This window comes from Pseudomonas allii (genome assembly GCF_055380095.1).
Window position 1 is genome coordinate 5685603 of the sequence record NZ_AP039450.1, and the last position, 13132, is coordinate 5698734.

Consider the following 13132-nt stretch of genomic DNA (forward strand, 5'->3'; position numbering starts at 1 on the left):
GTGGATGAACTGGCGCGAACTCGGTTGCTCGAATAGTCTTCAGAGGACTGCTCGTCTGCCGAAGATTGAACGCAATCACTCAAGCCCCCAGAGTCCAGCACGCCCATTCACGAATAAGGAGGCCCTTCATGCAAAGCACTGTCTCGCCCAGCCCCCTTGTGGGCGTCGGCCTCTATACCCCCAGTGAAGCCTCCCTTTACACCGGTATCCCCGCCGCAGATATTCGTAGATGGCTATTCGGTTACAGTTCCAACGGCATTCATCATCCCGGCCTTTGGCAATCAGAACTGATGGATGTGAACGAATACATATTGAGCTTCCATGACCTGCTTGAAATTCGCTTCGTGCACGCCTTTCGTCAACACGGCGTGAGCCTGCAAGCCATTCGCAACGCCTCCCGACAAGCCTCAGAGCTGTTCGGTCAAGCCTACCCGTTCACCTGCAAGCGCTTCCAAACAGATGGTCGCAGCATCTTTGCGACTGTTCTGGATGAGACAGGCGACGAGACGCTGCTGGACCTGATTAAAAAACAATACGCGTTCAAGCACGTCATCAGCCCATCGTTGTACGAGGGGATCGACTACACCGGCAAAGGCTCGGCCCAACGCTGGTACCCAGTCAAACGCAGCAAGATCGTCGTACTGGACCCCGCCAGGAATTTTGGAAAGCCGGTACTGACTGGAGCGGGTATCGACACCGCAACGCTGTTTAACGCCTATGAGGCGGAAGGAAACGACACAAAACGTATTGCCCTGCTATACGAGATCCCACCCTCCGCTGTAAGAGCCGCTATCGAGTTCGAGCAAAGGCGCGCGGCTTGAATTTCCTTCTGGACCACAACCTGCCACCTGCACTGGCGCGAGCATTGAATGAACTTTCAAAAGTCCATGAGCATGGCGTAGTTCCGCTCAGGGATAAATTCCCCCAGAACGCAAGTGATGTTTCCTGGATATCAGTGCTTCGCGATGAAGGTGATTGGGTCGTTATCTCTCAAGACCGCTTTACCACAGGGCATGCAGAAAAACAGGCATTTCGAGACTGCGGGCTCCCCATTTTCTGTCTGGCGAAACACTGGAATAACGAGACCTATTGGAACAAGGCACACAATCTCGTGCGATGGTGGCCGGCCATCATGAATCAATCAGCGTTGATAAGAGGAGCAGCCGCATTCAGCGTGCCATGGCGTTTTTCTGCGCCCGGGAAATTTGATCAGATAAAAATGTAAGCCTGCAACGCAAAACAGTCCCTATCTGGAATCCCCCCCCACTTACGATTACCCTGCTCTCCTCTATCAGACACCCGGAAGTCCGATACCCGTGTTCAAGTCACTCGCCATCCTCACCCTTGCCTGCGCCCCTCTGCTTGCAAACGCCGCCGACCTGGCCGGTGTCTGGACCGGCACCTTGGGTAAATCCGCGATCACCGCCTGCTTCAACGGTGCCCACGGCGCCAATGGCAGTTACTACTATCAACGCATCCTGACGCCCATTCAGCTCACTCAAGCCAACGCCAGTGAGCCGTGGGCCGAGGAAGGGCAAACCGGGCTCTGGCAGTTGGATGAGCCGCAGGGCGACACGCTGACCGGCACCTGGAGCAAAACCCTCGGCGGTAAAAGCCTAGCGCTGATGCTCAAACGCGCGGACACCGACGGTTGCGCCAGCGATGCCTATAACAATGCGCTTGAGGCCGTGCCTCCCGCGGTAACGGTCGAGCGAAAAACCTTCGCCGAACATGCCTATCAAGTGAAGACCCAAGGAGGTCAGGTCATCCTGAAACTGGAAGGCGACGGTGCGGCCATCGACAAGATCAACCGCGAGCTCGCGCGCATGGCCATCAACCCGGACGGCCAGGCCGATTTCTACAGGGAGCGGCGCAACTCACTGGACCAAAGCGGCGGCACCACCACCAGCGAGATCACGGTGGAACCGTTCTATTGGTCATCTCAATGGATCACCGTGCGGTTCTATCGCTGGTCGGCGGGCTACGGGCGCGGGGGCATCAGCTGGGGCCTGCACAGTTGGAACCTGCAAACCGGTGAAAAGGTCGACCCCTGGACGTGGTTGGGCGGCCATGAGCAATGGGACACGCCCTACTCGGGCCAGGTCAAACTGCCGGCCGCTTTCAGCAGCTGGCTGGCCAAGCAGACCACCACGGACGAAGGGTGCCCGGCCGTGACCAGTTATTCCTCGTTCGACTTGAGCTTCAACACCCAGGGCCTGCAACTGTCGACGCCCGCCCAGGGTGATGGCTGCGATAACGAACTGAGTTTTACCTGGGAGCAACTGGAGCCGGTGCTGAGTCCGGAAGGTAGAGCCGCACTGCCCAGCCTGATGGCGCCGTGAGCGACCTTACAAAAAAACCACATTCGTTCACGAAATATTCAGAAACGCCGACGGATACTAGCCCATTGCAATGACCGTTCCCCCGGACGGTCCTCCTGCCCTGGTAGCCACACTCCATGACGCGTCCCGCTCCCCTGCTGTTCCTGCTTGCTGGTCTGTTGTTCTTCTTTGCCCTGGGTAACCACGAGCTGCAAGGCTCCACCGAAGCCCGCGTGGCTGGGATCGCCATGGCCATGCACCTGGACAATAACTGGGTGGTGCCCCAGTTGTTCCGTGAACCGTTCCTGGAAAAGCCACCCCTGAGCCTGTGGATCGATGCCGGGGCGATTCGCCTGTTTGGCGGCACCACCTGGGCGGTGCGCCTGGCTTCAGCATTTGCCGGGTTGTTCAGCGTGATGCTGCTTTACACAATGCTGCGCAGGTTCGGACGACCGCAGACGCTGGCGTTCAGCGCCGCGCTGATCCTGGCGACCATGGCCAGTTATTGGAGCAATGCGCGCGGTGTGGGTGAGGACTCGCTGCTCACCCTCGGCGTAACCGCCGCGCTGCTGGCGTTTTACCAGGCTGTGCGACCCGATCGTGAAGGGTCTAGCACAGGCGCATGGGCACTGTTTACCGCCGGGATGGTGATCGCCACCCTCAGCAAAGGCGTGCTGGGCCTGGCGATGCCGGGCATTGTTATATTTGTGTACCTGGCCAGCACCAGCGTCATGGACAAGCGCCTGCGCCTTGGCGACTGGCTCAAGCCCGCGCTGTTCACCTTGCTGGCGCTGGTGCCATTGGTGATCTGGCTGGGCTTCCTGTTCCAGCGCGGCGGCCTGCAGGCAGTGGCCGAAGTGCTGCTGACCAACAGCGTCGGCCGGTTCAGCGGTTCGTTTGTCGAGGCGGGGCATTACGAGCCGTTCTACTACTACATCGTCAAGCTGCCCGAGGCCTTCCTGCCCTGGAATATCCTGGTGTACCTGGGCCTGTGGCACTTGCGCAAAAGCTTGGTGCGCAACCGCTACCGCCTGTTCTTCAGCGTCTGGCTGGTGGCGCAGTTCACCCTGCTGACCCTGGCGTCGAGCAAACGTACGGTGTACCTGATGGCACTGGCCCCGGCCGCCGCCGTACTGGCCGCGGAGTATGCACGGGTGCTGCTGGACTGGCTGAAAACCCACAAACCCACGCTGCACAAGCATCACAGAACGGTAGTCGGCGGCGTGTTCACCCTGGCGGTGGGCTGCTACCTGATCGCTGCCTTCTGGTTCGCGCCCAAAGCCGATGTGCGCCAGTCGTTCGTCCCGGTGATCAGCCAGGTTCAGGCGTTCAAAGACGAAGGAAAAGAGGTGGTACTGTACCGGCCCAACGAGCGTATCGCCGGGGCCAGCGTGTTCTATCTGCAGGCCTACTTGCCGATCCTGAAGACCGAGGCTGAGTTGCACAGTTACCTCGACGCCAAGCCCGGCAACGTTGCGCTGCTGGACCATACCGATGACCTGGCGACCCCGGTGAAGGTGATCAAGCAAATGTCGATCAATCGCCAGCCTTACTACTTCGTGGAGCAGTAAGGCCGGCGCGGGGCATCAGTGCTTGGTGACCTTGTCCAGGTAACCCATGGCAAACGCCGAGATCACGAAGGTCATGTGGATGATCACGTACCACATCAGATGCTGCGGATCGACGTTCTTGGCGTCCATGAAGATGCGCAGCAAGTGGATGGACGAGATCGCCACGATGGAGGCCGCCACTTTCATCTTCAGCGATGAAGAATCCATGGTGCCCAGCCAGTTGAGCTTCTCTTTGTTTTCATCGATGTCCAGCTGCGAGACAAAGTTCTCGTAGCCGGAAATCATCACCATCACCAGCAAGCCGCCAACCAGGGCCATGTCGATCAGCGACAGCAGCAGTAGGATCACATCAGCTTCCAGCATGGAAAACACATTGGGCAGGACGTGGATGATTTCCTGGAAGAACTTCAGCGCCAGGATCAGCAGGCCCAGGGAAAGCCCCAGATAGATAGGCGCCAGCAGCCAGCGTGAGGCGTACATAGTATTTTCGATAAAGCGTTCCATGGGATCTCACACAGCTTGGCTAGAAATGGCGGCGAGTATACCAGCCGCTACAAGACACCTGTAACCACGAGAAAACTGACCTGTGCGGCATCTGTAAGAGAATTTTTCTGCTAGTGTCGAGCCCAATAACAACTCGGCTCGATGACGTCGGACAGGAAAAACTCAGATGATGGATGTGCGATCCCCTTTGGCCAGTATCGGCCTGTGCGCGGCATTGCTGCTGGCTGGCGGCTGCTCCCCCAGTGACGAGCAGAAGCAGACCACCCTCGAAGAGAAAACCGCAAAGTTCGAACACTCCCTGGACAGCATCCAGGACCCCAAGCTGCGTGACGCCGTCGCCGACCTGGGCGGTTCGCTGCTGCTGCTGGAGCGGGCGCGGGTCAAACTCGCCAGCAAGCCCATCGAAGCCGAGTACGGCGAAGACTCCCTGGCCCTGCTCAAGCACTACCCCACGCCCCAGGCGTTGGTGGACACCTACATCAATGGCCTGTTTGTGCTGCGCAAGAGCTCCCATTCCGACTACCTGACCGACTTGCAGCCGGTGTTCCCGTTCAACTTCAACATGCCTGACCAGTTCCCCTTCCCCCACGGCCTGGAATGGCAGTCGGTGACCCTGAGCAACAACAAGGTCATCCCCTTCCAGCCGGAATGGTCGGAAACCGATCCGGGCATCCAACTGAGCCCCAGCAGCTCCAACCTGACCAACCCCGACGACCTGACGGTGACCTACCCGTTCATCGACGGCATCGAGACGGAAAACAAGAGCCAGCCACAGCCCGTCAGCCTCAAGGGCACGGTGGAAGTGGTCGCGCCGGGCAAGGTGTTGACCTTTGATCTGTCGAAAAAAGACGTGGGCCACAAGCGCACCGAGGGCAACATCACCCTCAACCTGTTGCTCCTGGAAAAAAACTACGCCGAGATCGAGCTGACCAACAGCCAACCGCTGGCGCCTGAAGTCGGTGACGAATCGCCCAACCCGCTCCTGGTGCAGGCGCGGGACAGCACCGGGCAGTTCCTCACTCGGTCGGGCTCGATCAACGAAAGCAGCGCCCAGGTGGCGTTCTACGAGAAACAACTGGCCGAGATGCAAAAGCAGAAGGTCTGGTCGGAGGCGTTCGAGAAACAGCTCACCGATGAGCAGAAAGCCTTCGAACACAAACAAAGCAGCCATTACGCCAAGGTGTATTTCAATGGCGTGATCGACAACCTGCAGGTCAACGTGCTGGATTTCTCCACCGCCACGCGCACGCGCAAAGACCTCGACCTGCCCGTGATGCGCTTCGACAAGAACAGCCTGCAGAACAGCGTCCAGGCCCTGCCGATGCCGGTCACCGTGTATGACGACGGCGCCGCCAGCTGGCTCAAAGACGCGAGCATGACCGAGGACCAGCTGAAAAACAGCGTCACCATCAGCCAGTCGGTTGAGGACGCCAGCGCCGCGCACATCGTGTTCGACCACCCGTTCACCTTCAATGACGACTTGGTGGGCAGCGAGCGCAACAGCAGCGAATCACCGGTGACCTTCTTCACCGCCGATGAAAAAGGCGAGCGCGGTGAGCCGATCGAACTGCCGGCCGAGGCGTTTGAACTGAACCCAGCGCGTGGCACCCTGACCTACGACCTGAACCTGTTCCCGGAAAACCCGGCGTATGTGGTGGGCTCGATCCCGCTGTTCCTGGCGACCATCGACAAAGCCGAGATCGACGTGGCCAAGCTGCCCAAGGGGCTGTCGCTCAAGGACAACGCGCTGATCGTCGACCAGAAGGAATTCCCCGCCGACAGCTGGCGGTTCTACGCCAAGGACGCCAGCGGCAACTACCTCAAGGAAATCCTCGGCGTCAGCCACCGTGCCGAGGAGTACGGCACGGCGCTGTTTGACGTGCATTACTTCTACGGCCAGCCGACCGCCCTGGAAAGCTACCAGCGCACCGACCTGAGCACCGTGCAATACGGCTTCGAGGTCAAGCTCGACAAGCCCGAGGGCAAATAGCGGTCAGTGCTGGGTGTCACCATTGAGCTGGCGCAGATGGGCCTGCATGTGCAGGCACCAGATCTGCGGGTCGCCCGCTTTCTCGTAGCCATGCTGGGTCAGGCTGTCGACGATGGACTCCAGCATGTTTTCCGCGACGAAGGGCCCGGGGAACGGGCCTTGAGACTTGATGGTGGAAGGCTGTTCACCGGTCATTCCGGCGGCAAACAACAAGGTCCACATCCCGTTATCCCCCGCGAGAGGGCGAATGGAACATTCGATACGGGTGACCAGGCCAAAGCACTGGCGGGTAAGGCAAAGGTTGCGCGGCATGGCGGCGACCCTCGGTAGATCGGTGTTCAACCTGCGCCTGGGGCGAGGCTGTTTCTATCCAGCGACTCCTGTGGATATCCCTTGAGCACAGAATAGAAGAAAACCACGACAAACCAAGGTTGTAGGGACCAACGGGCGTTGGCCCTACACCCGCGCCAAATTTGTGACGGTTTTACCCGTCATGTGGCGAGGGAATTGTTGTGGCGAGCGGGCTTGCCCCGCGTTGGGCTGCGCAGCAGCCCCAATAGGACTGCTGCGGTGTGCCAGTGAGATTGAATTGTGTGGTTTTGGGGCTGCTTCGCAGCCCAACGCGGGGCAAGCCCGCTCACCACAACAAGCCCGTTCGCCAGAACAAGCCCGCTCGCCACAATTCACGTCGCCATCAGGTGGGCTTGGCTTGCGCCAACGCTTCCTGCGCCAACTCCTTTTCCGCCTCCTTCAGGTCATCCTCGCTGATCATCTCGGCAATCACCCGCAACCGCTCTACCACCCGCGCATTCACCGTGCCTTCCGGAAACTGCCCCTCGGCATCCGGCTCACCGGCATCCTCGCCCACCAGCAGGCTCAACGCCTCGTCCGCCTGGCGCACCGCATAGATATGGAACTGCCCGGCACGCACGGCTTGCAGCACCTTCTCATCCAGCATCAGCGTAGCGACGTTGGCCTGGGGAATGATCGCGCCCTGTTCACCAGTCAAACCGCGCGCTTCACACAGGCGGAAGAACCCTTCGATCTTCTCGTTGACCCCGCCCACCGCCTGCACTTCACCAAACTGGTTGATGGAGCCGGTGATGGCGAAGCACTGTTTGAGCGGGGTTTTCGACAAGGCCGAGATCAGGGTGCACGCCTCGCCCAAGGAGGCACTGTCGCCGTCCACATAACCATAGGACTGCTCCAGCGCGATGCTCGCCGAGATCGCCAGCGGGAATTCCTGGGCATAACGGCTGCCCAGGTAACCGGTGAGGATCATCACGCCCTTGGAGTGGATCGGTTGGCCGAGGTTGACCTCACGCTCGATGTCGACAATACCGCTGCCGCCCGGATACACCGTGGCGGAAATCCGCGCCGGTACGCCAAAGGCCGAGTCACCGACTTCCAGCACCGTCAGCCCGTTGCACTTACCCACCGCCGCACCGGCGGTGTCGATCAGGATCACCCCGGCGAGCATGTCGTCGAGAATCCGCGCCGACACCCGCCCGGTACGCGTGGCCTTGGCCTTGAGGGCGCGTTCGATATGCCCGGCATCGGTCATCTCGTCGCCGGCCAGGTGACGGATGAAATCCGCCTCGCTGACCAGTTGGAACAAGTCACCAATGCGCGCCGACAAGCGCCCCTGGTGTTCCGCCAGTCGAGCGCTGTAGGTGGCCAACCGCGCCACCGCGTCCGAAGTCAGCGGCGCCATGCCTTCTTCCGACGTACGGGTTTTGAGCAACTGCGCGAACTGCTCCAGGCTTTCGTCGACCATCGGGATGTCTTCGTCGAAGTCCACCAGTACGCGGAACATCTCCTGGAAGTCCGGGTCGGCGTCCTGCAACGCGTAGTACAACTGGCGCGAACCGATGATGATCACCTTGACCTGCAACGGGATCATCTGCGGGTTGAGCGTCACGGTGGCCAGGCGGCCCAGCTCGCCCAGCGGCGATTCCATCTTCAGCTTGCGCGATTGCAGGGAGCGCTTGAGCGCGTCCCACACGAACGGCTCGCCGAGCATTTTTTCGGCTTCAAGAATCAGGAAACCGCCGTTGGCACGGTGCAACGCGCCGGGGCGTAGCTGGCGATAGGTGGTGTAGAGCGCGCCCTGGTCGGTGCTGTACTCGATGCGGCCGAACAGGTTGTCGTAGGTCGGGTGCGGTTCAAACACCACCGGTGCGCCACCGTTGACCGGATGGCCGACTACCAGGCTCGGGCAGTATTGCTCTTCGAGCAGCTTGCGCGCCTGGGCGTCGGTCTTGGCGTCGTCCACCAGTTGCTCGACCACGGTCTTGAGCAAGTACACCTGCATGGCTTGCAGGTAACCGCAAACGCCTGCGTTTTCCGCGTACTTTTCCGACAATGGCGCAAGCAGAGGCTGCAGGGCCAGGGTGATGGTTTCTTCGTTGAACTGGCGCAGTTGGTTGTTCGACTCACGCTTCCACTGCGGCAGGCTGGCCAACTCTTCGTTGAGGCGCTCTTCCAGCTCGGAAATATCCGTGTGGAACCGCTCGCGGTCGGCTTCCGGCAACTGCGAGAACTCGGCTTCGTCCAGCGCCTTGCCGTCGAGCATCGGCGTGAAGGCAATGTTGGAACTGTCGCGGTACAGCGCCACGTCCTTTTCCAGGGCCAGACGTTCGATCACGTCCAGGGCCTTGTCGTAGCGCTGGTTGAAGGCGCGGTCGATGGCGCTTTTGCGCTGTTGATAAGTGGGGTGCTCGAACACCGCCGGGAAGGTCGCGACAAGGTTGTCGACCAGACCGTTGATGTCGTTGATGAACGCCGCCGCTGCGCCGCCGGGCAATTCCAGGGCGCGAGGTTCGCGAGGCTCATCGAAATTATTCACGTAGACCCAATCAGCCGGGGTCTGCAGGCGTTTGCCTTCGGCCTTCAGGTAGCGTTTGACGAACGAAAAGCGGCCGGTGCCCGGCTCGCCCATGACAAACACGTTGTAACCGGGGCGTGGCATGGCCACACCAAACTGCAACGCTTCAACCGCACGTTCCTGGCCAAGCACACCGCGAAAGGGCTCCAAATCATTGGTGGTCGAGAAGCTGAACTGTTCAGCGGAGAAGGGGCGAGTCAGCGCTTCGGGCGCTAGACGCAAGCTGGCAGCAACAGGATCAGGCATCGGGCTTCCTTACATCAGGCGGGGCAGATGACGGCATTCTGGCTCCCGGTTACGCGCTCTGGCAAGGCGCGCCTGCGGGAAAGCATAGACACGGGACGCGTCCTGCAAAAATATCGCGTGATCACCGATTGTTTTATAAAAATGCACGGAACCCTTGGAACGTGCCTAAACTCCAAACTGCGCGGGTTGGACTAATAACTGGCCCCTAGGGCGCTGCGACGCGCCTGAACCCTTGTCCATTGGTTTGCACACAAAGAGAACAAAGCTATGAAACGGATCCTTCTCGGTACTCTCTTCACCGTCGTCTCCCTCAATGCAATGGCAGAAGCACCAGGTGGCCCGAACTGCGGTTGGGGCAACATGTTGTTCGAAGGCCAGCGCGGCACTCCAGCTCACTTCCTGGCTTCCACCACCAACGGTACTTCGGGTAACGCCACTTTCGGCATGACCTCGGGCACCAACGGTTGCAGCACCAACAGCGCCCTGACTTACGGCGGCAAATCGTGGATTGCCATGAATGGCATGATGAACGAGCTGTCCGAAGACATGGCCAAGGGTAATGGCGAAGCGCTGACCACCTACGCCGTGGTACTGGGCGTGGCACCGGAAGATCGCGAGCACTTCGCGGCCGTGACCCACGAGCACTTCCAGCAGATCTTCAGCAAGGCTGACGTGACCGCTGACGACGTGCACAACAACACCATTGCGGTACTGAAAAGCGATGCCCGTCTGGCGAAATACGCTACCCAGGCTTAAGCTCGTCCAGCCCGCGCCTGCTTAAGGCGCGGGTTTTATTTTTGGGCCCGCCTCCCCTTTGGGTCTCTCTTATTTCCGACTTAAGTTGCCCCTATGCTCAAACGCTTTGCCTGGATGGCACTCTTTGCCTGCGCCCCGCTGTACGCGGCCCCGCATCTTGATGATCAACGTTTGCAGCAATTGGCCAACGATCCGTTCTGGCTGTCCCTCGGCCATTACGAAGCCGGTAAAATCAGTGGCTGGCGCAGTTATGTCAGCGACAAGAAATTCTTCCTTGCAGCCGATGGTGCCCACCACCCGGACGCCGAACTCAAGGCCACCGTTGACGCGCTCTACGCGCCCGCCAGCCTGGGTGAAAAACACGCCCAATGCGTTTACCCCGCACGTACCCGCTGGCTCAAGGATCAGTTGCACCTCACTGACCTGCCCACCGTGGACTGCACCGAATTCAAGCAATGGTTCAAGGACGTTGCCCCGCACAGCGCGGTGATGATCTTCCCGGCGGCCTACCTCAACAGCCCGTCGTCGATGTTCGGCCACACCCTGCTGCGCATCGACCAGGCCGACGTGCAAAGCAACAACACCGCCCTGCTCAGCTACGCGATCAACTTCGGCGCCTATATCGAAGGCTCCGACAACAGCATTCTCTACGCCTGGAAAGGCCTGATGGGCGGCTACCCTGGCCTGTTCGCCCTGGTGCCCTATCAGGAAAAACTCTCCGAATACCGTAGCCTTGAGAACCGCGACCTTTGGGAATACCGCCTCAACCTCACCCAGGTGGAGACCGAGCGCATGGTCGAGCACGTGTGGGAGCTCAAGCAGATCCAGTTCGATTACTTCTTTTTCGACGAAAACTGCTCCTATCGCCTGCTCGAACTGCTGCAAGTGGCCCGCCCCGGCCTGCGCCTGACCGAACAGTTTCCGCTGACCGCCATCCCGACCGACACGGTCAAGGCCGTCAAGGATGCGGGCCTGGTGGAAAGGATCGACTACCGCCCGTCCCGCGAACGCGAGCTGTTGGAGCGCGCCAAGCCGCTGGACAGCGACGAACAGCAATGGGTGTTGAAGGTCAGCGATGACCAGCAGCAGCTGCAGGAGCCTGCGTTCAAGGCCATCGCGAAAGACCGCCAAGCCCTGATCATCGACGCCGCCTACCGCCTTGGCCGCTACCGCGCCAACGGCCTGGAACGCGACACCGTCCGCTCCCAACGCAGCTTCGAACTGCTGCGCGCGATCAACCAAAACCCCGCGCCCGACCTCAAGATCACCCCGCCCGGCCTGCCGGAAAACGGCCACGAATCGCGCACCTGGCAAGCCGGCATCGGCACCCGTGGCGACAAGGCCTTCGGCGAATACGGCCTGCGCATGGCCTACCACGACCTCAACGACAACGCCGAAGGTTTCCCGCTGGGTGCACAAATTGAAATCCTGCAGATGAAACTGCGCCAGTACGAAGGCAACCACTGGCAACTGCAGCAACTGGACCTGGCCACCATCCGCTCCCTGACCCCACGCAACGCCCTGTTGCAGCCGTGGTCATGGCAAGTCACCGGCGGCCTTGAACGCGTGCCCGGCAAACACGACGACGAAACCCTGGTCGCCCACGTCAACGGCGGCGCCGGCGGTACCTGGCAGTTGAGCGACGACATGCTCGGCTTCGCCCTCGGCACCGTGCGCGTGGAGCACAACAACGACTTCAGCGAAGCCATCTCCCCGGCGGCCGGGTTCAACACCGGCGTGCTGTGGAAGAACCCACTGGGCAACCTGAGCCTGGAAGCCAAGGGTGACTTCTTCACCAATGGCGAGGTACGCCGTAGCATCAGCTTGAACCAACAGTGGGAATTGTCGCGCAACCTGGGGCTACGCCTGAGTGCACAACGCGAGTACAGCCACTTGTCGACACCGGTGAATGAAGTGCTACTTGAAGTGAAGTGGTACCACTACTGACTAAAGCCTGGCCGGGATCAACATGTGGGAGGGGGCTTGCCCCCGATAGCAGTGCATCAGTCACGAACCCATCGACTGACACGCCGCCATCGGAGGCAAACCTCCTCCCACATTGGCTTCTCGTAGACTCAAATACACTGCGCTGTCCTGATGTCACGGTCGCACCGAGATATTTTCAGCCGTAGATAACCCTGTGGTGAGCGGGCTTGCCCCGCGTTGGGCTGCGCAGCAGCCCCAATAAAGAGCAGCGCGGTATGCCTGACGATCCTCAGCTTACTGTTTAGGGGCTGCTACACAGCCCAACGCGGGACAAGCCCGCTCGCCACAGAAGCAATTTTTCTTTTTCGCCGAGGTTACGGCGATGGCCCTTTAACCCAACACCTTTCTCACCTCCCTTTCACACCGCCCCAACAAACCCCTGACTAGACTTCTCCTATCAGCCGTGAAACGGCCAGGGAGTACGCCATGTGGCGGTCTGCGGTAATGCTGTGTGCAGTGGTGTTGTTGGCGGGTTGCCAGTCGACCCATCAGGAGTTGTTGGCCAAGGGTTACCCACCGGCGTTTGCCGATGGTTTTGATGACGGTTGCAGCAGCGGTCGCCAGGCGGCCGGGGTGATCAGCGGGGAGTTTCGCAAGAACGTGCCGCGTTATCTCAAGGACCGTGAATACGCCGAGGGCTGGGAGGATGGTTTTCGCCAGTGCAAGGCCATGCGCGAGAACGAAGACCTGCGCGACTACAAGGACAATCACTGGGACGACCGCGAACGCGCCTGGCAGCACGAGAAAGACCGCGACGCCGCCAGGGCCTATCGTTCGCAGTAGGTAGCGGACGCAGAGCGTCCAGGGCAGCATTCCCACGCAGAACATGGGAACGATTGCGCGGCGATCATGGCCCAAGCTCCATTGAGGG

Annotated in this window: 11 protein-coding genes; 8 read left to right on the plus strand and 3 right to left on the minus strand. The window is 60.1% G+C overall.

Going from position 1 to position 13132, the window contains the following annotated elements; translation table 11 throughout:
- The first annotated feature begins 128 nt into the window (after positions 1-128).
- The 4 genes from ACZ445_RS26045 to ACZ445_RS26060 all read left to right on the plus strand — a co-directional run bounded on the left by ACZ445_RS26045 (position 129) and on the right by ACZ445_RS26060 (position 3892).
- Entirely contained in the window at positions 129-821 is a 693-nt protein-coding gene (locus ACZ445_RS26045) for a MerR family transcriptional regulator (RefSeq protein ID WP_248484641.1), read from the plus strand.
- Complete coding sequence (locus ACZ445_RS26050; RefSeq protein ID WP_464707738.1) at positions 818-1225, plus strand: PIN-like domain-containing protein; 408 nt, start codon at positions 818-820, stop codon at positions 1223-1225. Before ACZ445_RS26045 ends, ACZ445_RS26050 begins: the two co-directional genes overlap by 4 nt.
- A gap of 91 nt (positions 1226-1316) precedes the next feature.
- Positions 1317-2342, plus strand: a complete 1026-nt coding sequence (locus ACZ445_RS26055; RefSeq protein ID WP_464707739.1) for a hypothetical protein — start codon at positions 1317-1319, stop codon at positions 2340-2342.
- A 116-nt stretch (positions 2343-2458) separates the two neighbouring features.
- Positions 2459-3892, plus strand: coding sequence for an ArnT family glycosyltransferase (locus ACZ445_RS26060; RefSeq protein WP_310863778.1), 1434 nt, complete (start codon positions 2459-2461; stop codon positions 3890-3892).
- Between the two features lie 15 nt (positions 3893-3907).
- On the opposite strand, the gene ACZ445_RS26065 is transcribed toward ACZ445_RS26060, so the two are convergent.
- Entirely contained in the window at positions 3908-4396 is a 489-nt protein-coding gene (locus tag ACZ445_RS26065) for a TIGR00645 family protein (RefSeq protein WP_016973829.1), read from the minus strand.
- 166 nt (positions 4397-4562) lie between these two features.
- On the opposite strand from ACZ445_RS26065, the gene ACZ445_RS26070 reads away from it, so the two are divergent.
- On the plus strand, positions 4563-6386 hold the full coding sequence (locus tag ACZ445_RS26070; protein ID WP_464707741.1) for a hypothetical protein: 1824 nt from the start codon (positions 4563-4565) through the stop codon (positions 6384-6386).
- A gap of 3 nt (positions 6387-6389) precedes the next feature.
- Here the strand turns inward: ACZ445_RS26070 and ACZ445_RS26075 are convergent, their stop codons facing one another.
- Together ACZ445_RS26075 and ACZ445_RS26080 are read right to left on the minus strand one after the other, a co-directional pair.
- Entirely contained in the window at positions 6390-6698 is a 309-nt protein-coding gene (locus ACZ445_RS26075) for a PA4575 family protein (RefSeq protein WP_058427690.1), read from the minus strand.
- Between the two features lie 382 nt (positions 6699-7080).
- On the minus strand, positions 7081-9519 hold the full coding sequence (locus ACZ445_RS26080; protein WP_464707742.1) for a Lon protease family protein: 2439 nt from the start codon (positions 9517-9519) through the stop codon (positions 7081-7083).
- A 267-nt stretch (positions 9520-9786) separates the two neighbouring features.
- Between ACZ445_RS26080 and ACZ445_RS26085 the strand changes: the two genes are divergently transcribed.
- From ACZ445_RS26085 to ACZ445_RS26095, 3 genes are all read left to right on the plus strand, one after another.
- Positions 9787-10275, plus strand: a complete 489-nt coding sequence (locus tag ACZ445_RS26085; protein WP_015885974.1) for a DUF3015 domain-containing protein — start codon at positions 9787-9789, stop codon at positions 10273-10275.
- A gap of 93 nt (positions 10276-10368) precedes the next feature.
- Positions 10369-12222, plus strand: coding sequence for an Lnb N-terminal periplasmic domain-containing protein (locus ACZ445_RS26090; protein ID WP_464707744.1), 1854 nt, complete (start codon positions 10369-10371; stop codon positions 12220-12222).
- A 465-nt stretch (positions 12223-12687) separates the two neighbouring features.
- Complete coding sequence (locus ACZ445_RS26095; RefSeq protein WP_058427696.1) at positions 12688-13044, plus strand: hypothetical protein; 357 nt, start codon at positions 12688-12690, stop codon at positions 13042-13044.
- Positions 13045-13132 lie beyond the last annotated feature (88 nt).

Excerpts from the sequence above, each read along its gene's own strand:
- ACZ445_RS26075 (WP_058427690.1), bottom strand. The coding sequence starts at position 6,698 with ATGCCGCGCAACCTTTGCCTTACCCGCCAGTGCTTTGGCCTGGTCACC.
- ACZ445_RS26070 (WP_464707741.1), top strand. The coding sequence starts at position 4,563 with ATGATGGATGTGCGATCCCCTTTGGCCAGTATCGGCCTGTGCGCGGCA.
- ACZ445_RS26045 (WP_248484641.1), top strand. The coding sequence starts at position 129 with ATGCAAAGCACTGTCTCGCCCAGCCCCCTTGTGGGCGTCGGCCTCTAT.
- ACZ445_RS26095 (WP_058427696.1), top strand. The coding sequence starts at position 12,688 with ATGTGGCGGTCTGCGGTAATGCTGTGTGCAGTGGTGTTGTTGGCGGGT.
- ACZ445_RS26085 (WP_015885974.1), top strand. The coding sequence starts at position 9,787 with ATGAAACGGATCCTTCTCGGTACTCTCTTCACCGTCGTCTCCCTCAAT.
- ACZ445_RS26080 (WP_464707742.1), bottom strand. The coding sequence starts at position 9,519 with ATGCCTGATCCTGTTGCTGCCAGCTTGCGTCTAGCGCCCGAAGCGCTG.
- ACZ445_RS26090 (WP_464707744.1), top strand. The coding sequence starts at position 10,369 with ATGCTCAAACGCTTTGCCTGGATGGCACTCTTTGCCTGCGCCCCGCTG.
- ACZ445_RS26060 (WP_310863778.1), top strand. The coding sequence starts at position 2,459 with ATGACGCGTCCCGCTCCCCTGCTGTTCCTGCTTGCTGGTCTGTTGTTC.
- ACZ445_RS26065 (WP_016973829.1), bottom strand. The coding sequence starts at position 4,396 with ATGGAACGCTTTATCGAAAATACTATGTACGCCTCACGCTGGCTGCTG.